Here is a 24,544-nt window from a genome sequence, read left to right as displayed (position 1 = left end):
GCCGACGCGGTGGATACCCACCCCTAAACCTCACGCACCCCCCGCCTCTCATGTAGCTGCAGAGACAGCAAAGCCGACCTTTCAATGCGGTGGCACCGGATCTACCCTGAAATCGGACGTGCTGGCAGTTACCGAACGACACGCCGGCGCGGTGATGGGGTCGCCGCGACCGGATGGAAGAGGCAGGGACATCCACGCTCACGTCCGGAAGTGAGGGCGTCGCAAGATGAACGGGAGTAAGGCTCCTCTCGACGAGGTCCGGTTCCTGACCGTGGCGGAAGTCGCCTCGGTCATGCGAGTGTCCAAGATGACCGTCTACCGAATGGTCCATTCGGGTGTGCTCCCCGCGATCCGCGTGGGGCGCTCCTACCGCGTCCCCGAACGCGCCGTGCAGGACTACCTCCGCGAGGCGTTCGTCGAAGCGGGCTAGCCACCTGACGACCAGCGGCGTCACCCGTCGGGGGCGGTGTCATCCGCCCATCGCCCCGCGGGTGTGCGTCGATCGGGGCATCGGCCTCCATTGGGGCCGGGGTGCCGGTCGAGGTGCGGGAGTGTCTACTACACTTTGTCGTTGATGCACCTGTCACCTTGCCTTCTCCCCGACTGAGGTTCCGCCGATGCCCAGGAAGAGCCGTGTCCGGGTACTGCCGGCCGCCGCTGCGGCAGCGGCCCTGCTCTCGGTCCTCACCGCCGGCTGCGCCGAGCAGGCGGCTTCGCAGGCGTCGGGAGCGGACGGCGACGGCCAGGAGAACCGCTTCGTCGAAGGCGACGGCTCCAGCACCGCCTTCGATCCCGGTGAGCGCGACGCCGCCCCCGAGGTAAGCGGCGAGACGCTCGACGGCGAGTCCGTCAGCCTGGCCGACTACCGCGGCGATGTCCTGGTCCTGAACTTCTGGGCGAGCTGGTGCGGTCCCTGCCGCAGCGAGGTCCCCGTCCTCAACGAGGTCTACGCCGAGAACAAGGAAGCCGGCGTCGACTTCCTCGGCGTGAACATCAAGGACAACACCGCCGCGGCCACGGCCTTCGAGGAGAACCAGGGTGTCGAATACCCCAGCCTCTTCGACCAGCCCGGCCGCGTGCCCCAGGCCTTCCGCGAGACGGTGCCGCCCGCCGCCATCCCCAGCACGCTGGTCATCGACCGCCAGGGCCGCATCGCCGCCCGGGTGATCGGCGAGACCAGCTACAACGAGCTCAGCGGCCTGGTCGAGGGCGTCGTCTCCGAGGGCGGCGGCTCGGCCGCGGGCGGACCCGGCGCCGGCACCGCGGCCCCGGCATGATCGCCGAAACCGTCCAGCACGGCTCCCTGCTGCTGGCCGTACCGCTGGCGCTGGCGGCGGGGCTGGTGTCGTTCCTGTCTCCGTGCGTGCTGCCGCTGGTGCCCGGCTACCTCTCCTACGTCACCGGCCTCGGCGGCGCCGACATCGCCGCTCGGCGCCGCGCCCGCGCCGCGGCGCCGGCCGGCGGGGAGGCCCGGTCCGCGGGGGAGGCCGCGGCGGAGCCGGCCGAGTCCGTCGACACGGTGCTGGCACGCCGCCGCGGCACCATGCTCGCCGGCAGCCTGCTGTTCATCGCGGGATTCAGCGCGGTGTTCGTCGCCGTCGGCGTCTTCGTCGGCGGGATCGGCGGGCTGCTGCTCGACTACGCCGATCCGATCACCCGCGTCCTGGGCGTGGTGACCGTCGTCCTCGGGCTGATGTTCATGGGCGTGGTGCCGGGCCTCAACCGCGAGGTCCGTATCCACCGGATGCCCGGCGCCGGGCTGGCCGGCGCGCCGCTGCTGGGTGTGGTCTTCGGCCTGGGCTGGACCCCGTGCATCGGCCCGACACTGGCGGCCGTGCAGACCCTGGCCTTCAGCGAGGGCAGCGCCGGGCGCGGCGCGCTGCTGTCGCTGGTCTACTGCCTGGGTCTGGGCCTGCCGTTCGTCGCCGCGTCCTTGCTCTACCGGCGCGCGCTGGGCGCCTTCGACCGCCTCAAACGCCACTACCGCGCCATTACCGTGGCCGGCGGCGCGATGCTCGTGGCGGTGGGGCTCCTCCTGGCCACCGGGCTGTGGACCGACATCACCGCGCACATGCAGCGGTGGGTGGCCGACTACTCGACGGTGATATAGAAGTGGTTTCCGAACAGAGCTCCGAAGCGGAGGCGGCGACCGGCGAGCGGGGCCGCCCCGCCGATCCGCAGCCGCCCGCGCCCGGACGGCTGTCCGCGCTGGGGTGGGCGCGCTGGGCGTGGCGCACCCTGACCTCCATGCGCACGGCGCTGATCCTGCTGTTCCTGCTGGCGGTGGGCGCCATCCCGGGGTCGATGCTGCCCCAGCGCGGAGTCAGTACCGAGCAGGTGCGCAACTACTTCGCGGAGAATCCCGAACTCGCGCCCTGGCTGGACCGCTTCTACCTCTTCGACGTCTACTCCTCGCCCTGGTACGCGTCGATCTACCTGCTGCTGTTCGTGTCCCTGACCGGGTGCGTGCTGCCGCGCGCCCTGGCGCACTACCGCGCGATGCGGGCCCAGCCCCCGCGCACCCCCCGCAACCTGGGCCGGATGCCCTATTCGGCGACCTTCACCTCCTCGGCCCCGCCCGAGCAGGTGCTCGGCGGCGCCCGCGCCCTGCTGCGGCGCCACCGCATCCGCACCGAGGCCGACGCCGCCACCGGCGCCTCGGCGCTGTCGGCCGAGACCGGCTACCTGCGCGAAACCGGCAACGTGCTGTTCCACGTGGCGCTGCTCGGGCTGCTGATCGCGCTGGCGACCGGGTCGTTCCTGGGCTACCGCGGCAACATGCTGGTGGTCGAGGGCGACGGCTTCGCCAACACGGTCACCTCCTACGACTCCTACTTCCCCGGCACCGTGGTGGACCAGGAGGACCTCCAGCCGTTCTCCTTCACCCTTGAGGAGTTCCAGGCGTCCTTCGTCGAGGCGGGGCAGATGAGCGGGCAGGCCTCCTCCTACTCCGCCGACCTGACCTACCGCGCGTCGCCCGAGGCTCCCGAGCGCAGCCACACGCTGGAGGTCAACCACCCGCTGTCGGTCGACGGCGCGCAGGTCTACCTGCTCGGCCACGGCTACGCCCCAGAGTTCCGGGTGGAGAACGCCGAGGGCGAGACGGTGTTCGACCAGCCGGTCCCGTTCATCAACCGCGAGGAGGGCAACTTCGCCTCCGACGGGGTGATCAAGGTGCCCGACGCGGGCGGGAAGCAGCTCGGCTTCACCGGGGTCTTCCTGCCCTCGGCCGCCGAGGGCCCCCAAGGCGACCTCGTGTCCGATTTCCCCGCTCCGCGCGATCCGGTGGTCACGCTGACCGGTTACCGGGGCGATTTGGGCCTCGACACGGGTTCGCAGTCGGTGTATCAGCTGCACACCGACGACATGGCCGAACTGGGGGACTCGCCCGAGCTGCGGCCCGGCGACTCCTGGAAGCTGCCCGACGGCGCGGGCACCGTGACCTTCACCGGCTACAGCGACTACATCAGCATGCAGGTCAACAGCGATCCCGCCCGGGTTCCCGCACTGATCGCGGCGTCGACGGCGGTGCTGGGCCTGCTGGCGACGCTGTTCGTGCGGCCGCGCCGGGTGTGGGTCCGTGCCCGACCGAACGAGGACGGGCGTACCGTCGTCGAGGTGGCCGGCCTGGGCAAGACCGAGAACGCGGCGCTGACCGCGGACTTCCACAGCTTCGCCACCTCGCTGAGAGACCGACTGCGGGACGGCCCCGCTGTCGAGACAGGCACGAAGGAGTAGCCGGTGGTGCACATGATCGCCGCGGACGCGGCCATGGACGGCCGAATGTCCTCAATCAGCGACGGGCTGATCATCGCGATGATCGTGGCCTACGCGATCGCGCTGTTCCTCTTCGCGGTCGAGGCCGCTTACGGGCGCCGCCGCACACTGCGTGCCAACCGGCTCATGCCGGTCGCCGCCGGCTCATCGGCCGGTTCTGCGCAGGCATCCGACACGGCGGGTTCCGCCGCCGTGCCGCCCACCGCGGGGGAGGCGAGCCTGGACCTGGACGCCGCCGAGGGCGGCGACGACATGTCCGTCAGCGTGCGCCGCGAGGAGCCCGAGGCCAAGGCCGCCCAGCACGCGGTGGGCAATGTGGCCCTGGTCGTGACCGTCCTGGGCTTCCTGCTCAACGCCGCCCACATCACCACCCGCGGGCTGGCCGCCGACCGGTGGCCGTGGGGCAACATGTTCGAGTTCGTGGTGGCGATCTGCCTGTGCAGCGTCGCCGCGTTCCTGTTCGCCGCCATGCGCTACCAGGCCCGCTTCCTGGGCACGTTCGTGCTGGTGCCGGTCGTGCTGCTGCTGGGAATCGCCGTGCGGTGGCTCTACAGCGAGGCGGGCCCGGTGATCCCGGCGCTGCACTCCTACTGGATCGCGATCCACGTCTCGGCGGCCATCATCGCCACCGGCGGGTTCATGGTCGCGGGCGCGGCCGCCGCGGCCCACCTGATGGCGCGCCGCACCGAGATCCAGCGCGCGGCGGGCCAGCGGGTCGCGGGCGTCGCCGCCAAGCTGCCCGCCGCCGAGCTGCTCGACCGCGTCTCGCACCGCTTCATCGTGCTGGCGTTCCCGCTGTGGACGTTCGCGATCATCGCCGGCGCCGTGTGGGCCGACGAGGCCTGGGGCCGCTTCTGGGGCTGGGACCCCAAGGAGGTGTGGTCGTTCATCACCTGGGTGGTCTACGCGGCCTACCTGCACGCTCGCGCGACGGCGGGCTGGCGCGGCACCAAGGCCACCTGGATCGGCCTGCTCGGGTTCGCCTGCCTGATGTTCAACTTCTTCGCCGTGAACTTCGTCTTCAGCGGTCTGCACAGCTACGCCTGAGGCGGCGCCCGCTGAGGCTCCCCTGCCCTGCGGACGCGGCCGGGCGAGGACGCGACCGAGCGAGCGTGCGGTGCGCCCCCCGGGGCGTTCCGCACGCTCGCTCGGCGCGGACTACTCCTCGGGGTTGATGCGCCGGTTCAGCTTGCGCAGGAACTCCGGGTCGTCATCCGGGCCGAGTGGACGATCGCGGTCGGACGCCTGGTTGAAGTCCGCGGGATCGAGGTGGTCCAGCGAGGTGCCGTCCGCGGACTGCCCCGCGGGCTCGGGCGCGTCCGCCTCCCGCGGGCGGCCCAGGAACAGCCAGAGCAGAGGGCCGACCGGTGTGAAGAGCGCGATGACGATCAGCCAGAGGATCTTGGGTAGATTGCGTACTTCCGCAGCGGGGGTGGTGAGCGCGTCGAAGAACGCGTACACCCAGACCGCGATCGTAAGCAGCGTGATTAGGCCAGCGAGCCACACCATGGTTTCAGCCTATCCGGGATGGCTTACGTGTGCGCCGTCTGCCGAGGGAGCCCTGTGCCCGGCGGGAGCGGGGCCGCCAGAGGGCTCCGGGGCGGACGGGGCGCGTTCGGACGTGCGGCGGTCAGGGCGTGGACTCGGTCGGTTCTCCGTGCAGCAGGGCGCGGACTTCGGACTCCCGGAAGCGGCGATGGCCGCCGGGGGTGCGGATGCTGCTGATGCGCCCCGACGCGGCCCACCGAGTCACCGTCTTCGGGTCGACTCGGAAGAGGGAGGCCACCTCTCCTGGGGTCAGCAAGCGTTCGCTTCCTCTTTCCACCTTCACAATCCCCCTTCGGGCCCGCCAGTCGACTTGGGGGGAGGCGGGCGTTTGATCCCCTAGTGTGCATGAGTGGGTGCGTTTCCTCCCAAGTTTTCGTAAAAACAGGGAGGAACCGGGGTGATGGACCCAATATGTGACCGGAACGTAACCTCCAATTCGGAAGTCCGGATCCCATTGGTCCCATCACGGGTTGCCCTTCGCAGCCGGGAGAGTCGTGCCCCGCCGCACCGGGGGTGCGGCCGGACGCCCGCGACCGGCCCGTACCCTGGCATTGAGCCGGACCGCGTGGATTCGCGCACGCCCGGCGCGGGTGCTCGGCGCCCTCGGCTGCTTCGCCCAGACACAATCTATTGCCGAATGATCCGTTGTGAGGCGGTTTTCATGCGTAGCGTCCTCGCTTATACCGCGGCGCGCCTGCTGCTGTTCGCGGTGGCCTTCGCCGTGCTCTATCTGCTGGGCGCCCGCGGGCTGCTCGCCGCCGCGATCGCGGTGGTGGTCAGCGGCCTGCTGAGCTACGTACTGCTGTCCGCGCAGCGCGACGCGATGTCCTCGACCATCGCCGGCGGCATCGCGCGGATGCGGGGTGTCAGGGCGCGCCTGGAGGAGGGCGCGGCAAAGGAGGACGACGTGCAGCAGGCCGGCGCGGCCGAGGCCGGGGGCGGGTCGGACGCCGAAGGCGACGCCGTGCCCCGGGATGCCGCCGAGCCGGCCGAGCGGGGGCAGCAGGCGGTGCGGGACGAGCGGCCCTCCGGCGAGGACGGCGGCGGGGAGGAGCCCCGCTCCGGCGCCCCTCAAGAGGCCCGCTGAGCGCCCGGCGAGCCGCCGGGCGCCCGGCCGCGGGCTCGGCCCCTCAGAGCCGGGGCCACGGCAGCGGGAACATCCCCAGCCGCCCCCGGTAGGTTCCGGCCAGCCCTGTGGTGTCGCTGCCGACGTAGAGCCCTTCCGGCGCGGACGTGAGCGCTTCGGCACCGTGCCCGCGCTTACGGCCCGGGTTCCACGCCAGGGCCCGACCCGTGCGCGGGTCGAGCGCCGCGATCCCGCTGCGCTCCACGGCGCCCGGACCGGCGTCGTGGTCGCCGTCGGGGTTGTCCATCCAGCGCTGGTGACCGCCGACGTATACCGCCGCCCCCGTGGCTTCGACCGCGTACAGCGAGTCGCCGCCGGTGTGGTTGACCCAGGTGGGTTCGGCGCCGGGTCCGGCGTAGGTCTCCCACCGTGCCGCGGTCTTGCACAGTCCCGGCTTGTTCTCGGGCCCGCCCGCGGTGACCACCGCGAAGTACGAGCCGTCGGGCGCGAAGTCGATCCTGCGCATGTAGGTGTGCAGGCGGCTGTAGTCGCACGGTGCCGCATAGGACTCGGTGGACCAGTCGGCCAGAGCGGCGGGCCGCGCGGCCGTGTCGATCACCGCGATCTGGTACCGGCGCCGGTCGTCGACCCGGGTGAAGGTGCCCGCGGCCACCAGGCGGTCGCCGCGGGGCGAGATCGCGAGTTCGTGCACGCGAAGGCTCCCGCGCCGGGCCTCGCCGGGGGAGACGTCGAATCCGGGATCGGGCGCGCCGGTCCGCCGGTCGACGCGGGCCAGTCCGCTGCGCGGCGCCCCGCCGACACTGTCGAAGCTGCCGCCGAGGTAGAGGTGCCCGCCGTAGGCGTCGGCGCGATAGACCGAGCCGCCCGCCACACCGGCGTCGAAGGAGTCCACGGGATCGCCGTCGCCGGTGGACAGCAGCGCGACACCGCGCAGGTTCTCGCCCTCCACGCGGTCGAAGCGGCCCGCGATGTGGACGGTGCCGCCGCCCGGGCCGGGTACCGCACTGGTGACGGTGCCGTCGACGTCGGGTGCGAAGTCGTCGCTGATCTCGCCGGTGCTTCGATCGAAGGCGAAGACGTTGTGCCGATCGACCGTCTCGTTCCGGTCGGGGGCGGCCACCCGGTCGAACCGTCCGGCCACGACCACCAGGTCGCCGACCGGCGCCACGGCTTTGACTCGGCCGTCGAGGACGTGCGGCGTCGAGGAGACCGGCTGCTCGTCGACGACTCCGCCGTGGCGCACGCCCGCCCAGGCCGCGGGCTGGCCCAGGACCGTCGGCCCGACGAAGGCGGCCGCAGCCAGTGCGGCGGTCAGCGCGGTGCCCGCCCGTCGGCGGCGGGCGGAGGACAGGGAGCGGCGCGGCGCGGGGCCGCCGCCATAGTGGTCGGTGGACACGGAACTGCCTCCAGGTGCTGCTGCGGACGCGGAGGCTGCGGCGGCCCGCGGGTGCCTGCGGACGCGCCGCGCCGTCGGCGCATCCGCCGATCGGTACGAAAAGGCACTGTATCGTCACGCAGGGTCATTGCGCGGGGGATCGTGTCCACCGCGTGCCGCGGGCGTGCCCGCGCACTCCGCACCGCGCCCTAAGGTGGATCCATGACCCGCGCTGAGCTCGACAAGCGGCCCGCCGACGTCGCGAGCATGTTCGACGGCATCGCCGACCGCTACGACCTCGTCAACGACGTCATCTCCCTGGGCCAGGACCGCCTGTGGCGCCGCGCCACGGTGCAGGCCGTCGACGCCTACAGCGGCGAGCTCGTGCTGGACCTGGCAGCGGGCACCGGCACGTCCTCGGAGTCCTTCACCGGCAAGGGGGCGCGGGTCATCGCCTGCGACTTCTCGCAGGGGATGCTGCGGGTGGGCGCCCGTCGGCGCGGGGGCGCCTCGCGCCGAGGTGTCACCTTCGTCGCCGGCGACGCGCTGGCCCTGCCGTTCGCCGATCAGACCTTCGACGCGGTGACGGTGTCGTTCGGGCTGCGCAACACCAACGACTGCGACCAGGCGCTGCGCGAGCTGCACCGGGTGACCAAGGTCGGGGGCCGACTGGTGATCTGCGAGTTCAGCCATATCCCCGTCGGCGTGCTGGACCGCGTCTACGGCACCTACCTGATGGGCGCGCTGCCCCGGGTCGCGCGGCTGGTCACCGAGAAGACCGAGCCCTACGAGTACCTCTCCGAGTCGATCATGGACTGGCCCGACCAGCGCGCGCTCGCCCAGCGGCTGATCTCCGCCGGCTGGGAGTCCGTGGCCTGGCGCAACCTCAGCTTCGGCGTGGTCGCACTGCACCGGGGATACCGCCGCCGCTGAGGCGTCGCCTCCGATCAGCATGGCGGCAGGTGCCGGCGGAGCTCCTCCCAGGTGTCGTGCACCAGGACGGTGCGCGGGTCCTCCCGCTGCGCGACGGCGCCGGGCTCGCCGTAGAACCACCAGTCGGGGTAGGCGAGGACCAGGTCGGCGGGCGGCGGCCCGACGCGGTGCGGCGGGCGGTACGGGGCGAAGTCCAAGGGCCCGCGCCGGTCTTCGGCGCGCAGGCACGTGCGGTAGGTGACGGGGGAGGCCGCCACCTGCTCCCGGAGTTCGCGGGCGAGTGCCGCCGCTTCCCGCGCCGGGTCCGAGGCGGCGGCCTGGTGGAATCGCCGGGCCGCGTCGCGGACCATGCGGCGCCGGTGCCACAGCAGCGCGTGGTAGGCGGCGACGTCCGCGCTGCGCACGGCCGGGGGCACGGCCAGGGCGGCCCGCACCGCCCGCAGCAGGGGAGCGGCCGCGGGGGCGGCGGCACGGGGGGTCACCGGGCCGCCGACCCGTCGCCCAGGCGCCGGGCCAACTCGTCCAGGGTGCGGGCCCGGAGCAGGCGGCCGTCGGGGCGGGTGCCCTCGAACACCGGCCCGATCTGGTCGGCGGTGTAGCGGATCGCCCACGCGCGGTGACGGAGGCAGAGCTGCGTAAAGCGCTCGTATTCCTCTGTCGTGAGCCGGTGCGGTGTGTACTCGCGCTGGCGGGGGACGGTCGCCATGGTCATCCCACCTCCAGCAGGTCGCCGTGGCCGACGGGGGCGGGAGGCGCGGCGGGAGGCGCGCCGATGGTCGTGCCGAGGTCGGGCCGGCGGGCGAGGAGCGCGCGGGTCAGCGTCCGCAGCTCGGCGAGATCGTCCTCCGGAGGGGGTTTCTTTCGGGCTTCGTGCGCCTCCAGCCACGGATGCACGATCCGCCGCCGCTGGAACAGCTCGTCGAACGCGACTGTGGTGCCGGGGCTCGTCGGTCGTACAGGTGGCGGTGGGGTCGGTGGGGGCGGCGGTTCGTACGGGCCACCACGCGGTTTCGAGGGCTCGGGTACAGGCGCATACAGGCGGACACGGCGGCGAGTCCAGTCCCTCCTGGTGAAGGTTTTCGTCATGCTCACGCTTGCCAACCTCCATTGTGACTTCGGGCGACTACTAAGAGAAACCTCTTGGCTACACACATCATCAACTGAAGTTTTCGATTTTTCAAGCCGAACATAGAAATCGATGGGCAGTCATGGTCCCGTTACAGTGGGCGCATGCAGCGCTCCCACAGCCCCTCCGTGCGTCGTCGGCGCCTTGCCGCTGAGCTGCGCAAGGCCCGTGAGTCAGCCGGTTATACCGGCGCCGCTGCGGCTCGCCGGCTCGGCTGGCCGCACTCGAAGCTGACGAAGATCGAGGGAGCCCAGCAGGGGATCAAGACCGGAGACCTCACTGCGGCGATGGACCTGTACGGCATCGCTGACGACGACACCCGCGATGCCATGCTGCGGCTCGCTCGGCAGTCGAAGGAGCGCGGCTGGTGGTGGAAGTACCGCGACATATTCGGGGAACGCGCGCTACCGGACTGGGAGGCCGAGGCCTCGGGGATCCGGTGTTGGCAGGCGCAGTTGGTGCCGGGCCTACTTCAGACTCCGGAGTACATCGAGGCGGTGTTTCGCGCTGGGGACGCCCACGATGACTCGCTCGTGGACCGTCACGTCAAAGGGCGGCTGGAGCGGCAACAGATCCTCCACGGTGTGCGGCCGCCGCGCTTCTCCGCGATCCTGGACGAGGGGGCGCTTCGTCGCCGCATCGGTGGCAGAGACATCCTCGTTGAGCAGTTAGAACACCTGTGCAACATGGCGACGCGACACAACGTGGATCTGCGTGTCCTGCCGTTCGAGGGCGGCGAGCACCAAGCGTCGAACGGGTCGTTCACGATCTTGGACTTCCCCGACCCTGCTGACATACCGGTAGCTTTCACCGAGACCGTGACAGCTAGCCTTCTGGTGGAAGAACCGGCCGAGCTCACTACGTACAACACGGTTTGGGCGAATGTTCAGGGCGCAGCGTTGACGGCAGCCCGGTCGGCGGAGTTCATCCAGCAGGTGATCCGAGATGTGGCCGAGTCTCGATAGAGGACGAGTGGTACCGATGGAAGAGCTGCAGTTCCGCAAGTCGAGCTACAGCGGGAACCGTCAGGACTGTGTAGAAGTCGCGTGCCACCCGCAGGTGGGGGCCGCTTTGCGGGACACGAAGCGCCGAGAGGACGGCCATCTGGAGTTCCCGGCCACCGAGTGGACGGCGTTCCTGAACGCGACCCGATCGGAGAATCTGTGATGGCGATCGAGAGTCTCGCCGAACAGCTGGAATTCCGCACGTCCAGCTATAGTGACCGCGTCAACTGCGTGGAGGTGGCCGACACCCCCGGCGCCACCGCGGTCCGCGACTCCCAGCACCGCAAACTCGGGCACTTGGAGTTTCCTACGAGCGAGTGGACTGCATTCGTGTCAGGGCTTCATAGCGACCGGTTCTGAGTCGGCCGGCTTGTGCCGAAGGCTCTTCCGCTCCATGTGGCCTTCTGGAGCGTGGATGTAGACGAGGCACACGCCGGTGCAAGACTGGGATCCGATGAACGAGGGGATCGAGATCCGGCCGCGCGTGGACGGGGACGTCGACGCGTGCGCCCGACTGCTTGTGGAGGTGCACGAGCGCGACGGGTATCCCGTCGAAGGAGTCGCCGATCCCCACGGGTGGCTGGTTCTCGGGGACACCGGACGCGCTTGGGTCGCCGTAGTGGAAGGGAACGTAGCCGGACACGTCGGCCTCGGTCCCGCCGGTGACGGCGGCGCGGTGGAGCTGTGGAAAGCTCGCTACGGCAGCGAGGAACGTCCCTTCGCGTCGATCGGCAGGCTGTTCGTCGCGCCTGCCGCGCGGGGGAGGGGAGTCGCCCGCGCGCTGCTGGAGCGTGCAGTGAGCGCCGGCCGCAGGCAGGGTCGGCAACTGGTCCTCGAGGTGATGGAGAAGGACCGGGCCGCGATCCGCCTCTATGAGCACCTGGGGTGGGAGTGCATCGGAAGGCTCGACCACGTGGTCGGAGCGGGTGCGCGAGTTCCTGCCCTGGCCTACGCGCTGCCCGGCTGACGTTCCGCAAGCCGTCCGACAGCAGCGGTCGCGGCCAGAATTGCGTCGAGGTCGCCGCCCCCGGCGCCACTGCCGTCCGCGACTCTCAGCACCCTGGTGACGGCCATCTGCTGCTGTGGTGGCGGGTTCCCGGTGGAGGACCTCGGCGTGTACTCGGCGGCAGGCCGGCGTCGGCGCCTGTCGCCGTACGACGCGGAATGAACGGGCCGATTTCCACCATCAAATTAGGTTTGCCTTGCTTTACTCGAATGGTGGTTCTGTGTCTGGTTTGTCGCCGAAAGCGGCGAAACAAGATGAATGGGCCCTGGGGGTCGCCCCAGTAGCGGGAAAGGTCTAGACTCTGGATCACACGGGTTTGTGAAGGCCTTCACAAGCCTGCGAGTCGGAAGTAACACCCCTGACCAGCCATGAGCCAGCCACAAGCCAGCCGCAAGCACCGTGCGGCGCACCCCCGAGGCGCCACCGCGCCATGCATGCCAAGGACCAACTCGTGAGCGAGACTGCACCCGCCCCTTTGTCCGGCCGGAGCCGGCCCGAGGCCGAGGCCGACGTCATCGTCGTCGGAGCCGGCCCGTCGGGCTCCACGGCCGCCTACTACCTCGCGCAGGCCGGGCTCGACGTCCTGCTGCTGGAGAAGACCGCCTTCCCCCGCGAGAAGGTCTGCGGGGACGGGCTCACCCCCCGCGCCGTGAAGCAGCTCACCGCGATGGGTGTCTCCCTGGACGACAAGGGCTGGATCCGAAACCACGGGCTGCGCATCATCGGCGGCGGCGTGCGGCTCGAACTGCCCTGGCCCGACCTGGCGGAGTACCCCGGGTTCGGCCTCGTGCGCACCCGTGAGGACTTCGACCAGATCCTCGTCGAGCGCGCCGTCTCGGCCGGCGCCCGGCTGCTGGAGCGCACCAACGTCCGCGAGCCCGTCATCGACCCGCGCACCAACCGCATCGTCGGTGTCACCGCCACCGACCCCGACCGCGAGCCCGTCACCTACCGCGCACCCCTGGTGGTCGCCGCGGACGGCAACTCCTCGCGGCTGTCGGTGGGCATGGGCATCCGCAAGCGCGACGACCGGCCCATGGGCGTGGCCGTGCGCACCTACTTCACCAGCCCGCGCCACGACGACGACTACCTGGAGTCGTGGCTGGAGCTGTGGGACAAGAGCCAGGGCCGCGACGTCCTGCTGCCCGGCTACGGCTGGGTGTTCGGCGTCGGCGACGGCACGAGCAACGTCGGACTGGGCATCCTCAACTCCACCTCCTCCTTCCAAGGCGTCGACTACCGGGCGCTGCTGCGCCGCTGGACCGAGAGCATGCCCCCCGAGTGGGGCTTCACCGAGGAGAACCAGCAGGGCAAGATCCGCGGCGCCGCGCTGCCCATGGGGTTCAACCGCGTGCCCCACTACGCGCGCGGACTGATGCTCGTGGGCGACGCCGGCGGCATGATCAACCCGTTCAACGGCGAGGGCATCGCCTATGCGATGGAGGCGGGCCACATCGCCGCCGACGTCATCGCCCAGGCACACGCCCGCCCCACGCAGCAGTCGCGCGAGCGCACCCTGCTGAGCTACCCGCGCATCCTCTCCGACACCTACGGCGGCTACTACACGCTGGGCCGCTACTTCGTGAAGATGATCGGCAATCCGGAGCTGATGAAGTACGCGACCAAATACGGATTGCCGCAGCGCACCCTGATGCAGTTCGCGCTGAAGATGCTCGCGAACCTGACCGAGCCCAGCCGCGGCGACGCCATGGACCGCGTGATCAACGGCCTGTCCAAGATGGCGCCGGCGGCCTGAGGGCGAAAGGGCTGACACATGAACACCGTTCAGCGACCGCACCGCCGCTCGCACCGCTACGTGAACGCGTTCACAAGCGCGCGTGCAGCGGCGCCGCCCGCGCGCCGGGCGCCGAGGCACGCACGCACAACCGGCACTGAGGGGAACGCCTAGCCATGGAGCTGTACGCACCCGTCTTCGTCCTCGCAGGCATCGGTGCCGCGTTCGTCGCAGTCTCGATGCTCGTCGGTTCCCTCGCCGGGCCCAAGCGCTACAACCGCGCCAAGCTGCAGTCCTACGAGTGCGGCATCGAGCCCACGCCCCAGCCGGCCGGCGGCGGACGCTTCACGATCAAGTACTACCTGACCGCGATGCTGTTCATCGTCTTCGACATCGAGATCATCTTTCTCTACCCGTGGGCGGTCCACTTCGACGAACTCGGTGTGTTCGGGCTGGTCGCGATGGTGCTGTTCCTGGTGAACGTCTCCATCGCCTACGCCTACGAATGGCGCCGCGGCGGACTGGAGTGGGAGTGAGCGCCCGGGCGCGCCCGCGCGGCCACCGGGCGGCGGCGGGACGACAGACGGGAGACGGGACTACGCACGGGAAAGGGGGTTCGCCGGATGGGGATTGAGGAGAAGCTGCCGAGCGGCATCATGCTGACGACGGTCGAGCAGGCCGCCGGACTGATGCGCAAGAGTTCGATGTGGCCGGCCACGTTCGGACTGGCCTGCTGCGCCATCGAGATGATGTCGGCGGGCGGACCGCACTACGACGTCGCCAGGTACGGGATGGAGAAGTTCGGCGCCACGCCGCGCCAGGCCGACCTCATGGTCGTGGCGGGACGGGTCAGCCAGAAGATGGCCCCCGTCCTGCGCCAGATCTACGACCAGATGCCCGAGCCGAAGTGGGTCATCGCGATGGGCGTCTGCGCCTCCAGCGGCGGCATGTTCAACAACTACGCGATCGTGCAGGGCGTCGACCACATCGTTCCGGTGGACATGTACCTGCCCGGCTGCCCGCCGCGACCGGAGATGTTCTTCGACGCGGTGCTCAAGCTGCACGACAAGGTGCAGCACGAGAAGCTCGGCGCCCACCGCAAGCGCGAGATCGAGGAAGAGGAGGAGCGCCGGCTGCGCCGCGAGCTCCCGCTGGTGGACGTGAGCGAGGTGTCGGGCCGGTGAGCGTCAACGGCAACGGAAACGGCCCCGACAGCGGCGGCGAGCAGGAGGAGAACCTCCCGGCCCGCGCCGGCGAGGAGCGGCTCGCCGCGCCGGTCGCCCGCGCCGGCATGTTCGGCGCCAAGACCACCGGCGACACCTCCGGCTACGGTCGGCTGCTGGTGCGCAAGACGCCGCCCCAGGCCTCGGAGCGGCCCTTCACCGACCCCGACGACCCGCGTACCGCCGCGTTCGACGGAGTCGCCGACGCTCTGGAGCGGGCGCTGCAGGGCGAGGGCGCACCCGGCGTCCGCGCTGTGGAGCGGGTCCTGGTCGACCGCGGCGAGATCACCTTCCACGTGCGCCGGGAGCATCTGCGCGAGGTCGCCCGCCTGCTGCGCGACGACCCCGACCTGCGCTTCGAGCTGTGCACAGGCGTCAGCGGCGTGCACTACCCCGACGACACGGGACGCGAGCTGCACGCCGTCAACCACCTGCGCTCGCTCACCCACAACACCGAGATCCGGATCGAGACGGCCTGCCCCGACGCGGACCCCCACATCCCCTCGATCGTCGAGGTCTATCCCACCAACGACTGGCACGAGCGCGAGGCCTGGGACTTCTTCGGGATCGTCTTCGACGGGCACCCCTCGCTCACCCGCATCGAGATGCCCGACGACTGGCACGGCCACCCGCAGCGGAAGGACTACCCGCTCGGCGGGATCCCGGTCGAATACCGCGGTGCCACCATCCCGCCGCCGGACGAGCGGAGGTCATACCAATGACGTACGTCACAGAGGACTACATCGACGCCTCCGGCGGCGACTGGGAGGAGGTCGTCGCCAAGGCCCAGAGCAGCGGCGCCGAACGCCTCGTGATCAACATGGGCCCGCAGCACCCCTCCACCCACGGCGTGCTGCGGCTGATCCTCACCCTCGACGGCGAGACCTGCACCGAGGCCCGGGTCGGCATCGGCTACCTGCACACCGGCATCGAGAAGAACATGGAGTTCCGGACGTGGACGCAGGGCACCACGTTCGTGACCCGCATGGACTACCTCACGCCGATCTTCAACGAGGTGGCCTACTGCCTGGCGGTCGAGAGGCTGCTGGACATCACCGACCGCATCCCCGAGCGCGCCAACGTCATCCGGGTGCTGATGATGGAGCTCAACCGGATGTCCTCGCACTTCGTGGCGATGGCGACGTTCGGCATGGAGCTGGGTGCCACCACGATCATGACCAACGGCTTCCGTGAGCGCGAGATGGTGCTCGACATCTTCGAGCTCATCACCGGCTTGCGGATGAACCACGCCTACATCCGTCCCGGCGGCGTCGCCCAGGACCTGCCCGACGGCGCGGTGGAGCAGATCCGCGAGCTGCTCAAGGAGATGCCCAAGCGCATCACCACCATGCGCAAGCTCCTGGACGCCAACCCGCTCTACCTCGCGCGCACCCGCGACGTGGCCCACCTGGAGCTGCCCGGGTGCATGGCACTGGGCGCCACCGGCCCCATGCTGCGCGCCTCGGGCCTGGCCTGGGACCTGCGCAAGGCCAAGCCCTACTGCGGCTACGAGAACTACGAGTTCGACATCCCCGTCTCCGACGGCGGCGACGTCTACGCCCGCTACCGGGTGCGCATGGCCGAGCTGGAGCAGAGCCTGCGGATCGTCGAGCAGTGCCTGGACCGGTTGCGGCCCGGGCCGATCATGGTCGACGACGCCAAGATCGGCTGGCCCGCCCGCCTGGAGCTGGGCGACGACGGCCTGGGCAACTCGTCCGAGCACATCGCCCACATCATGGGCGGCTCCATGGAAGCGCTCATCCACCACTTCAAGCTGGTCACCGAAGGATTCCGGGTGCCGGCCGGGCAGGCCTACGCCGCGGTGGAGAGCGCCAAGGGCGAGCTGGGCTGCCACGCCGTCAGCGACGGCGGCACCCGCCCCCACCGCGTGCACTTCCGCGACCCCTCGTTCACCCACCTGCAGGCGGTCGCGGCCATGTGCGAAGGCGGATCCGTGGCCGACGTGATCGCCGCGGTGGCCAGTATCGACCCCGTGATGGGAGGGGTGGACAGGTGAGCAGCACCTTTAGCGAGGAAGTCCGCGCGCGACTGGAGGTCGACGCCAAGGACGTCATCGCCCGCTATCCGCAACAGCGCTCGGCCCTGCTGCCGCTGCTGCACCTGGTGCAGGCCGAGGAGGGCTACGTCTCCCAGGCCGGCATCCGGTTCTGCGCCGACCAGCTGGGCCTGACCACCGCCGAGGTCACCGCCGTGGTGACCTTCTACACCATGTACAAGCGCCGGCCCGTCGGCGACTACCACGTCGGGGTGTGCACCAACACCCTGTGCGCGATCATGGGCGGCGACGAGATCTTCGCCGGTCTCAAGGAGCACCTCGGCGTGGGCAACGACGAGGCGACCGAGGACGGCCGCGTCTCGATCGAGCACGTCGAGTGCAACGCCGCCTGCGACTTCGCGCCGGTGGTGATGGTCAACTGGGAGTTCTTCGACAACCAGACTCCCGAGTCGGCCAAGCGACTGGTCGACGACCTGCGGTTGGGCAAGGACGTGCGCCCCACCCGCGGCCCTGAGGGGCTGTGCACGTTCAAGGAGGCCGGCCGCCTGCTCGCCGGATTCTCCGACGGGCACGCCGGCGAGGGCACCCAGGCGGGCGAGCCCTCCCTGCAGGGTCTGCGCCTGGCACACGAACGCGGCTGGGCGGCCCCCGAGCCCGGCGCCGCCTCCGACAGGCGGACCGGCGACGAAGGGAGCGCCAAGTGACCACCCTGACCCCGGTCCTCTCGGCCAACTGGGACCGCCACGACTCCTTCACCCTGGAGGGCTACCGCGCAGACGGCGGCTACGAGGGGCTGCGCACGGCGCTGACCATGGAGCCCGACACGATCGTGGACCTGATCAAGTCCTCGGGGCTGCGCGGCCGCGGCGGCGCCGGGTTCCCCACCGGGATGAAGTGGGGGTTCCTGCCCAAGGACAACCCCAATCCGCGCTACCTCGTCGTCAACGCCGACGAGTCCGAGCCCGGGACCTGCAAAGACGTGCCGCTGATGCTGGCCAACCCGCACTCCCTCATCGAGGGGGTGGCCGTCGCGGCCTATGCCATCCGCAGCCACCAGGCCTTCATCTACGTGCGCGGCGAGGTCCTGCACGTCATCCGCCGACTCAAGCAGGCCGTCGAGGAGGCCCGCGAGGCCAACCTGATCGGCCCCGACGTCCTCGGCAGCGGATTCGACCTGGACGTGGTCGTGCACGCGGGCGCCGGCGCCTACATCTGCGGCGAGGAGACGGCGCTGCTGGACTCGCTGGAGGGCTACCGCGGCCAACCGCGCCTCAAGCCGCCCTTCCCCGCCGTGGCCGGGCTCTACTCCTCGCCCACGGTCGTCAACAACGTCGAGTCCATCGCCAGCGTGCCCCTGATCGTGCGCCACGGCGCCGAGTGGTTCACCGCGATGGGCACCGAGAAGTCCGCCGGGTTCGGCTTCTTCTCGCTGTCGGGCCACGTCGAGCGTCCCGGGCAGTACGAAGCCCCGCTGGGCGTCACGCTGCGCGAACTGCTGGACATGGCCGGCGGCGTGCGCGCGGGGCACAGCCTGAAGTTCTGGACCCCCGGCGGGTCCTCCACTCCGATCTTCACCGACGAGCACCTCGACACGCCCCTGGACTTCGAGTCCGTGAGCGCCGCCGGATCCATGCTGGGCACCCGCGCCCTGCAGATCTTCGACGAGACCACGTGCGTCGTGCACGCCGTCGGCCGCTGGATCGAGTTCTACGCCCACGAGTCCTGCGGCAAGTGCACCCCCTGCCGCGAAGGCAACTACTGGATGGTGCAGGTGCTGGACCGCCTCGAACGGGGCGAGGGCACCGAGGCCGACCTGGAGAAGCTGCTGGACATCTGCGACAACCTGCTGGGCCGCGCCTTCTGCGCGCTCGGCGACGGCGCCGCCAGCCCGGTCATGTCCTCCATCAAGTACTTCCGCCAGGAGTACATCGACCACGTCACCCACGGCGGCTGCCCGTTCGACCACCGCAAGGCGACGGTGTGGGGAGGCACGGCATGACCGCATCTTCAGCGGCAGCAGCGCCGGCGGCGCCGGCAGGAGAGGAGGAGCAGTGACCGTCACGACCAACAGCGCCTCGGGCGGCACCCCTGCCGCGGAGCCCGAGGACCTCGTCACCGTCACCATCGACGGCTTCCAGATCCAGGTGCCCAAGGGGACCCTGGTCATCCGCGCGGCCGAACTGCTGGGCATCCAGATCCCGCGCTTCTGCGACCACCCCCTGCTCGACCCGGTCGGCGCCTGCCGCCAGTGCCTGGTGGAGATCCCCGACGCCGGCAACGGGCGGGCCATGCCCAAGCCGCAGGCCTCCTGCACGATCACCGTGATGGAGGGCATGGTCGTCAAGACCCAGCTCACCTCCGAGGTCGCGGACAAGGCCCAGCGCGGGATCATGGAGTTCCTGCTGATCAACCACCCGCTGGACTGCCCCGTCTGCGACAAGGGCGGCGAGTGCCCCCTGCAGAACCAGGCCATGTCCAACGGCGGCGGCGAGACCCGCTTCCTGGACACCAAGCGCACCTTCCCCAAGCCGATCGCGCTGTCCACGCAGGTGCTGCTGGACCGCGAGCGCTGCATCCAGTGCGCCCGCTGCACCCGCTTCTCGGCGCAGATCGCCGGCGACCCCTTCATCGAGCTGCTGGAGCGCGGCGCCGACGAGCAGGTCGGCATCGCCGAGGGCGAGCCCTTCCAGTCCTACTTCTCCGGCAACACCGTGCAGATCTGCCCGGTCGGCGCGCTCACCGGTGCCGCCTACCGGTTCCGGGCACGGCCCTTCGACCTGGTCAGCACGCCCAGCGTGTGCGAGCACTGCGCCGCCGGATGCGCCCAGCGCACCGACCACCGGCGCGGCAAGGTCACCCGGCGCCTGGCCGGCGACGACCCGCAGGTCAACGAGGAATGGAACTGCGACAAGGGCCGGTGGGCGTTCAAGTACGCCAGCCAGCCCGACCGGCTCAGCCATCCGCTGGTACGCGACGAGGACAGCCGCGCCCTGGAGACCGCCTCCTGGCCGGAGGCCGTGACCTTGGCCGCACGCGGTCTGGCCGGGGCACGCGACCGCGGCGGCCGCGTCGGCGTGCTCACCGGCGGGCGGCTGACGCTGGAGGACGCCTACGCCTACGCCAAGTTCTCGCGGGTGGCGCTGCGCACCAACAGCGTCGACATGCGGGCCCGCCCCCACTCCGCCGAGGAGGCCGACTTCCTGGCCGCCCGCGTGGCCGGGACCGGGCTCGGCGTCACCTACTCCGAACTGGAGACCGCCCCCGCGGTGCTGCTGGCCGGCTTCGAACCCGAGGACGAGTCGCCGGTGGTGTTCCTGCGGCTGCGCAAGGCCCGCCGCAAGAACGGCACACGCGTCTTCGCCGTGGCCCCGTACGAGAGCCGCGGCCTGACCAAGGCCGGCGGACGGCTGATCCCCACCGAGCCCGGAGCCGAGTCCGAGGTGCTGGGCGAGCTGGGCGACGTCGACGAGGAGGCGATCCAGGCGCTGCGCCAGACCGGCGCGATCATCATGGTGGGTGAGCGCCTGGGAGCGATCCCCGGCGCGCTGTCGGCCGCCGCGCGACTGGCCGACCGCACCGGCGCGCGCCTGGCCTGGGTGCCGCGCCGCGCCGGCGAGCGCGGCGCCGCCGACGCCGGCGCCCTGCCCAACCTGCTGCCGGGCGGGCGCCCGGCAGCCGACGCCACGGCCCGCGCCGAAGTCGCCCGTACGTGGAACGTGGGTTCGCTGCCCGACCGCGAGGGCCGCTCCACCGCCGAGATCATCGAGGCCGCGGCCTCCGGCGAGCTGGAGGCGCTGCTGATCGCGGGTGTGGACCTCGACGACCTGCCCGACCCCGAGGCCGCCCGCACCGCGCTGGCGCGCGTGCCCTTCATCGTCAGCCTGGAGATGCGGGCCAGCAACGTCACCGACCGCGCCGACGTGGTGCTGCCGGTGGCCGCCGTGGCCGAGAAGGGCGGCACGTTCGTCGACTGGGAGGGCCGGCGCCGCCCCTTCGGCGATGCGCTGAAGAAGCCCGGCCTGCTGTCGGACCTGCGGGTGCTGTCCGCGGTCGCCGACGAGATGGACGTGCACCTGGGACTTCCCGACGACGCCGCGGCGGTGCGCGAGCTCGACGAGCTGGGCTCCTGGTCCGGTGAGCGTGTCCCCGACCCGCTGACCCGCTCGGCCCGGCGCCCCGCGCCCGGCAAGGGCGAGGCGGTGCTGTCGACGTGGCGCCAGCTCCTGGGCAACGGACGCATGGAGGACGGCGAGCCCTACCTCGCGGGCACGGCCCGCCCGGCCCTGGCCCGGGTCTCGGCCGCGACCGCCGCCGAGATCGGCCTGGCCGACGGCGGCCTGGTGCGCGTCAGCGGCCCCGCGGGCGCGGTAAGCGTGCCCGCCGTCGTCGAGGCGATGCCCGACCGGGTGGTCTGGCTGCCGGAGAACGCCCGCGACTGCGACGTCCACCGCGACCTGGGCGCCGCGGGCGGTTCTGTGGTGTCGATCGCCGCCGACTCCGGCGGGGACGGAGCCGACAGCGGCTTCTCCATAGCGAAAATGTCCGCGACGAGTGCGGGGAGCGATCTCCTGTGATTGCGACGGCGCAGGCCGGTGCGGCGGTGCCCCTGGCCGCCGAGGCCCAGTTGGACGCCTTCGGCTCCGATCCCTGGTGGATCACGCTGATCAAGGCGCTGGCGATCTTCGTCTTCCTGATGGTCTGCGTGCTGATGATGATCATGGCCGACCGCAAGGTCATGGGCCGCATGCAGCAGCGCCACGGACCCAACCGCTTCGGCCCGCTGGGGCTGCTGCAGTCGCTGGCCGACGGGGTCAAGCTGTCGCTGAAGGAAGACGTCATCCCCCGCGGCGTGGACCGGCCGATCTACATCGCCGCTCCCATGATCGCCGCGGTTCCGGCGTTCATGGCCTTCTCGGTGATCCCGGTCGGGCCCGAGGTCTCCCTGTTCGGGGTGCAGACCCCGTTGCAGCTGACCGACCTGCCCATCGCCGCACTGGTGGTGCTGGGCACCGCGGCCGTGGGGGTCTACGGGATCGTGCTGGGCGGCTGGGCCTCGCAGTCGCCGTATGCCCTGCTGGGCGGGTTGCGCGCCTCGGCGCAGGTCATCAGCTACGAGATCGCGATGGGCCTGTCCGTCGTCGCGGTGTTCATGTTCTCGGGCACCCTGACCACCTCCGGCATCGTCGAGGCCCAGCAGTCGGTGTGGTTCGCGGTGATCCTGCTCCCGTCGTTCCTCATCTACCTCGTCACGATGGTCGGTGAGACCAACCGGCTGCCCTTCGACCTCGCCGAAGGCGAAGGGGAGCTCGTCGGCGGGTTCATGACCGAGTACGGGTCGATGAAGTTCACCATGTTCTTCCTGGCGGAGTACGTGAACATGGTGACCGTCGCCGCGGTGTCGGTCACCTTCTTCCTCGGCGGCTACCTCGCACCGCCGCCGCTGACCATGTTCTGGGCGGGCGCGAGCGCCGGCTGGTGGCCGGTCCTGTGGTGGCTGCTGAAGTTCATGTTCGTCATGTTCCTGTTCATCTGGTTGCGCGGCTCGGTGCCGCGGATCCGCTACGACCAGCTCATGCAGCTCGGCTGGAAGATCCTCATCCCGGTGCAGCTCGTGTGGATCACCGCGGTGGCCTGCGTGCGCATCCTCGTCAACGAGGGCGCGCCGGCCGGCGTGGTGGCAGCCGTCGTCGCGGCGTTCGCCGTCGCCACCGTGGCCGTGCTCGCGGGGTGGGTGCGCTCGGCGCGGCGCCGGCGCGAGACCGAGGCCGCCGAACGCCGCGAGGAGCTGCGGAACATGCGCGACGACCCCGCCTACGGAGGATTCCCCGTGCCACCGGCCAGTGCCCCCCACTACGGCAGCAGCGTGCCGGCCGAGGGGCCGCGATACGCGCCCCGTGCCCCCGACGACAAGCGTGAGGAGGTTACCGGTGCTTGACTGGCTCAACCCCGTAAAGGGGTTCGGCGTCACCTTCCACACCATGTTCACGAAGGTGCCGACAACCAACTACCCCGAGGTCAAGCGCGCGACCGCGCCCCGCTTCCACGGCCGGCACCAGCTCAACCGCTGGGCCGACGGTCTGGAGAAGTGCATCGGGTGCGAACTGTGCGCCTGGGCCTGCCCGGCCGACGCCATCTACGTGGAGGGCGGCGACAACACCGACGAGGAGCGCTACTCCCCGGGTGAGCGCTACGGCCGCGTGTACCAGATCAACTATCTGCGCTGCATCCTGTGCGGACTCTGCGTCGAGGCCTGCCCCACCCGGGCGCTGACCATGACCAACGAGTACGAGATCGCCGACGACGAGCGCGAGAGCCTCATCTGGACCAAGGAGCAGCTGCTCGCGCCGCTGCTGGAGGACATGGAAGCGCCCCCGCACCCCATGCGCCTGGGCGAGACCGAGGAGGAGTACTACCGCAACGGCGCCACCCCGGCCCAGGCCGCCGAGGTGCCCCGACCCGAGGGTGAGGCGAGCAGGTGAGCGCCGACATCCTCGCCGGCGCCTCCGCGGCGCCGGGTACTCCCATCGGGGGCGGAGAGGCCACCGCCTTCTGGATCCTCGGCACGGTGATCGTCCTCGCCGCCGTCGGCGTGGTCTTCAGCCGCAAGCCCGTGCACTCGGCGGTGCTGATGGCCGTCGTCATGCTCGGCCTGGCGTGCTTCTACGGCATCAACCAAGCGCCGTTCCTGATGATCGTGCAGATCGTCGTCTACACCGGCGCGGTGCTGATGCTGTTCCTGTTCGTGCTGATGCTCGTGGGCGTCAGCTCGGCGGACTCGCTGGTCGAGACACTGCGCGGGCAGCGCGTGATGACCGCGGTGGTGGCGCTGTGCTTCCTCGGCGCGCTGGCGACGGGGCTCACCCGCATCACCGCCGTGACCCCCGTCGGCCTGGACGCGGCAGTGGCCGCGGCGGGCGGCAGCGTCCCCTGGATCGGCGCCGAGGTGATCTACCGCTACATCATCGCCTTCGAGGCCACCGGCGCCCTGCTGATCACCGCGGTGCTGGGCGCGCTCGTGCTCGCCCACGTCAACCGGATCAAGAAGCGGCGCACTCAGCGGACGCTGCAGCGCGAGCGCATCCGCGGCGACCACCCCACCCCGATGCCGGGCCCGGGCACCTACGCGCGGCACAACGCCATCGACATGCCCGCGCTGCTGCCCGACGGGTCGGTGTCGGAGCTGTCGCTCAACTCGGTGCTCACCGCACGCGACCCCAGCATGCAGTCGGGCGTGCCCAAGGACTTCCAGCTGGGATCCATCCCCGAGGCCGGCAGCGCCTCCGACTCCGCGGCCTCCAAGGAAGCCGACCCGCTGGGCGCCGGCGAGCCCGGCGAGCCCGGTGAGCCCGGCGCGGACACCGAGGAGGCCGCCGGCGACGGCGACGCCAACGGACAGGAGGCCCAGAGCACATGGACCCGATGAACTACATCGTGCTGGCCGCGATCGTGTTCACGATCGGCGCCATCGGCGTGCTCGTGCGGCGCAACGCCATCATCGTGTTCATGTGCGTCGAGCTCATGCTCAACGCCTGCAACCTGGCGTTCGTCGCCTTCGCCCGCATGCTCGGCGACATCGAGGGCCAGGTCATCGCGTTCTTCGTGATGATCGTGGCCGCGGCCGAGGTCGTGGTGGGCCTGGCGATCATCATGCAGATCTTCCGGACCCGCAGGTCGGCGTCGCTGGATGACGCGAACCTGCTCAAGCACTAGAAG

General features: G+C 70.8%; 30 protein-coding genes. 24 read left to right on the top strand and 6 right to left on the bottom strand.

The annotated features are described in order from the left end of the window. Positions 1-226 precede the first annotated feature (226 nt). From LP52_RS17565 to ccsB, 5 genes are all read left to right on the top strand, one after another. Entirely contained in the window at positions 227-430 is a 204-nt protein-coding gene (locus LP52_RS17565; protein WP_040275038.1) for a helix-turn-helix domain-containing protein, read from the top strand. Positions 431-617: 187 nt separating this feature from the next. Then, positions 618-1,277 (top strand): TlpA family protein disulfide reductase, encoded by a 660-nt coding sequence (locus tag LP52_RS17560; RefSeq protein ID WP_052809963.1) that lies wholly within the window; start codon positions 618-620, stop codon positions 1,275-1,277. After that, positions 1,274-2,110 carry a cytochrome c biogenesis CcdA family protein gene (locus LP52_RS17555; protein WP_040275037.1) on the top strand — a complete coding sequence of 279 codons (837 nt, stop codon included), beginning with the start codon at positions 1,274-1,276 and terminating at the stop codon, positions 2,108-2,110. The genes LP52_RS17560 and LP52_RS17555 overlap by 4 nt, the downstream gene beginning before the upstream one ends. Positions 2,111-2,112: 2 nt before the next feature. Then, positions 2,113-3,738 (top strand): cytochrome c biogenesis protein ResB, encoded by a 1,626-nt coding sequence (resB, locus tag LP52_RS17550; protein WP_040275036.1) that lies wholly within the window; start codon positions 2,113-2,115, stop codon positions 3,736-3,738. Positions 3,739-3,741: 3 nt separating this feature from the next. Then, positions 3,742-4,824 carry a c-type cytochrome biogenesis protein CcsB gene (gene ccsB, locus LP52_RS17545; protein WP_040275035.1) on the top strand — a complete coding sequence of 361 codons (1,083 nt, stop codon included), beginning with the start codon at positions 3,742-3,744 and terminating at the stop codon, positions 4,822-4,824. 111 nt (positions 4,825-4,935) lie between these two features. Here ccsB and LP52_RS17540 read toward each other — a convergent pair whose 3' ends face one another. Continuing rightward, a complete protein-coding gene (locus LP52_RS17540; protein WP_040275034.1) occupies positions 4,936-5,286 on the bottom strand; it encodes a PLD nuclease N-terminal domain-containing protein in 351 nt (116 codons plus the stop codon). A gap of 121 nt (positions 5,287-5,407) precedes the next feature. Continuing rightward, on the bottom strand, positions 5,408-5,608 hold the full coding sequence (locus LP52_RS17535; protein WP_040275033.1) for a BldC family transcriptional regulator: 201 nt from the start codon (positions 5,606-5,608) through the stop codon (positions 5,408-5,410). Positions 5,609-5,986: 378 nt separating this feature from the next. Here LP52_RS17535 and LP52_RS17530 point away from each other — a divergent pair, with 378 nt between their 5' ends. Continuing rightward, complete coding sequence (locus LP52_RS17530) at positions 5,987-6,412, top strand: DUF4229 domain-containing protein (protein ID WP_084723283.1); 426 nt, start codon at positions 5,987-5,989, stop codon at positions 6,410-6,412. A 43-nt stretch (positions 6,413-6,455) separates the two neighbouring features. On the opposite strand, the gene LP52_RS17525 is transcribed toward LP52_RS17530, so the two are convergent. Then, complete coding sequence (locus LP52_RS17525; RefSeq protein ID WP_394298212.1) at positions 6,456-7,727, bottom strand: hypothetical protein; 1,272 nt, start codon at positions 7,725-7,727, stop codon at positions 6,456-6,458. 282 nt (positions 7,728-8,009) lie between these two features. Here LP52_RS17525 and LP52_RS17520 point away from each other — a divergent pair, with 282 nt between their 5' ends. Continuing rightward, on the top strand, positions 8,010-8,720 hold the full coding sequence (locus LP52_RS17520; RefSeq protein WP_040275032.1) for a demethylmenaquinone methyltransferase: 711 nt from the start codon (positions 8,010-8,012) through the stop codon (positions 8,718-8,720). A 14-nt stretch (positions 8,721-8,734) separates the two neighbouring features. On the opposite strand, the gene LP52_RS17515 is transcribed toward LP52_RS17520, so the two are convergent. The 3 genes from LP52_RS17515 to LP52_RS17505 are packed head-to-tail and all read right to left on the bottom strand — an operon-like array spanning position 8,735 to position 9,614. After that, complete coding sequence (locus LP52_RS17515) at positions 8,735-9,202, bottom strand: hypothetical protein (RefSeq protein ID WP_040275031.1); 468 nt, start codon at positions 9,200-9,202, stop codon at positions 8,735-8,737. Beyond that, a complete protein-coding gene (locus LP52_RS17510) occupies positions 9,199-9,426 on the bottom strand; it encodes a hypothetical protein (protein WP_157036365.1) in 228 nt (75 codons plus the stop codon). Before LP52_RS17510 ends, LP52_RS17515 begins: the two co-directional genes overlap by 4 nt. Before the next feature lie 2 nt (positions 9,427-9,428). Further along, positions 9,429-9,614, bottom strand: a complete 186-nt coding sequence (locus LP52_RS17505) for a hypothetical protein (protein WP_040275029.1) — start codon at positions 9,612-9,614, stop codon at positions 9,429-9,431. Positions 9,615-9,950: 336 nt separating this feature from the next. Between LP52_RS17505 and LP52_RS17500 the strand changes: the two genes are divergently transcribed. From LP52_RS17500 to nuoK, 17 genes are all read left to right on the top strand, one after another. Continuing rightward, a complete protein-coding gene (locus LP52_RS17500; protein ID WP_040275028.1) occupies positions 9,951-10,811 on the top strand; it encodes a helix-turn-helix domain-containing protein in 861 nt (286 codons plus the stop codon). Positions 10,812-10,827: 16 nt separating this feature from the next. Beyond that, positions 10,828-11,013, top strand: a complete 186-nt coding sequence (locus LP52_RS17495; protein ID WP_040275027.1) for a DUF397 domain-containing protein — start codon at positions 10,828-10,830, stop codon at positions 11,011-11,013. After that, the gene (locus tag LP52_RS17490; protein WP_193790007.1) at positions 11,013-11,210 is read left to right on the top strand and encodes a DUF397 domain-containing protein; all 198 of its coding nucleotides are present in this window, start codon (positions 11,013-11,015) and stop codon (positions 11,208-11,210) included. The genes LP52_RS17495 and LP52_RS17490 overlap by 1 nt, the downstream gene beginning before the upstream one ends. Before the next feature lie 94 nt (positions 11,211-11,304). Continuing rightward, the gene (locus tag LP52_RS17485) at positions 11,305-11,817 is read left to right on the top strand and encodes a GNAT family N-acetyltransferase (RefSeq protein ID WP_040275026.1); all 513 of its coding nucleotides are present in this window, start codon (positions 11,305-11,307) and stop codon (positions 11,815-11,817) included. Then, on the top strand, positions 11,736-12,140 hold the full coding sequence (locus tag LP52_RS29005) for a DUF397 domain-containing protein (protein WP_394298210.1): 405 nt from the start codon (positions 11,736-11,738) through the stop codon (positions 12,138-12,140). Before LP52_RS17485 ends, LP52_RS29005 begins: the two co-directional genes overlap by 82 nt. A 167-nt stretch (positions 12,141-12,307) precedes the next feature. Then, positions 12,308-13,612 (top strand): geranylgeranyl reductase family protein, encoded by a 1,305-nt coding sequence (locus LP52_RS17480; protein ID WP_040275024.1) that lies wholly within the window; start codon positions 12,308-12,310, stop codon positions 13,610-13,612. Positions 13,613-13,767: 155 nt separating this feature from the next. Further along, positions 13,768-14,127, top strand: coding sequence for an NADH-quinone oxidoreductase subunit A (locus tag LP52_RS17475; RefSeq protein ID WP_040275023.1), 360 nt, complete (start codon positions 13,768-13,770; stop codon positions 14,125-14,127). 87 nt (positions 14,128-14,214) lie between these two features. After that, positions 14,215-14,775, top strand: coding sequence for a NuoB/complex I 20 kDa subunit family protein (locus LP52_RS17470; protein WP_040275022.1), 561 nt, complete (start codon positions 14,215-14,217; stop codon positions 14,773-14,775). Continuing rightward, positions 14,772-15,536, top strand: a complete 765-nt coding sequence (locus tag LP52_RS17465; RefSeq protein WP_040275021.1) for an NADH-quinone oxidoreductase subunit C — start codon at positions 14,772-14,774, stop codon at positions 15,534-15,536. Before LP52_RS17470 ends, LP52_RS17465 begins: the two co-directional genes overlap by 4 nt. Further along, positions 15,533-16,831, top strand: a complete 1,299-nt coding sequence (locus LP52_RS17460) for an NADH-quinone oxidoreductase subunit D (protein WP_040275020.1) — start codon at positions 15,533-15,535, stop codon at positions 16,829-16,831. Before LP52_RS17465 ends, LP52_RS17460 begins: the two co-directional genes overlap by 4 nt. Further along, complete coding sequence (gene nuoE, locus LP52_RS17455; RefSeq protein WP_040275019.1) at positions 16,828-17,535, top strand: NADH-quinone oxidoreductase subunit NuoE; 708 nt, start codon at positions 16,828-16,830, stop codon at positions 17,533-17,535. Before LP52_RS17460 ends, nuoE begins: the two co-directional genes overlap by 4 nt. Beyond that, positions 17,532-18,830 carry an NADH-quinone oxidoreductase subunit NuoF gene (gene nuoF / locus LP52_RS17450; RefSeq protein ID WP_040275018.1) on the top strand — a complete coding sequence of 433 codons (1,299 nt, stop codon included), beginning with the start codon at positions 17,532-17,534 and terminating at the stop codon, positions 18,828-18,830. Before nuoE ends, nuoF begins: the two co-directional genes overlap by 4 nt. A gap of 52 nt (positions 18,831-18,882) precedes the next feature. After that, positions 18,883-21,405, top strand: a complete 2,523-nt coding sequence (locus tag LP52_RS17445; RefSeq protein WP_040275016.1) for an NADH-quinone oxidoreductase subunit G — start codon at positions 18,883-18,885, stop codon at positions 21,403-21,405. Further along, positions 21,405-22,766, top strand: a complete 1,362-nt coding sequence (gene nuoH, locus LP52_RS17440; protein ID WP_040275091.1) for an NADH-quinone oxidoreductase subunit NuoH — start codon at positions 21,405-21,407, stop codon at positions 22,764-22,766. Before LP52_RS17445 ends, nuoH begins: the two co-directional genes overlap by 1 nt. Further along, positions 22,759-23,310, top strand: coding sequence for an NADH-quinone oxidoreductase subunit NuoI (nuoI, locus tag LP52_RS17435; protein WP_040275014.1), 552 nt, complete (start codon positions 22,759-22,761; stop codon positions 23,308-23,310). The genes nuoH and nuoI overlap by 8 nt, the downstream gene beginning before the upstream one ends. Further along, entirely contained in the window at positions 23,307-24,254 is a 948-nt protein-coding gene (locus LP52_RS17430; protein ID WP_084723281.1) for an NADH-quinone oxidoreductase subunit J, read from the top strand. The genes nuoI and LP52_RS17430 overlap by 4 nt, the downstream gene beginning before the upstream one ends. Beyond that, entirely contained in the window at positions 24,242-24,541 is a 300-nt protein-coding gene (nuoK, locus tag LP52_RS17425; protein WP_040275013.1) for an NADH-quinone oxidoreductase subunit NuoK, read from the top strand. Before LP52_RS17430 ends, nuoK begins: the two co-directional genes overlap by 13 nt. Positions 24,542-24,544 lie beyond the last annotated feature (3 nt).

This window comes from Streptomonospora alba (assembly GCF_000826685.1).
Taxonomy (GTDB): Bacteria; Actinomycetota; Actinomycetes; order Streptosporangiales; family Streptosporangiaceae; genus Streptomonospora; species Streptomonospora alba.
This window is presented reverse-complemented; position numbering and strand designations above follow the sequence as displayed.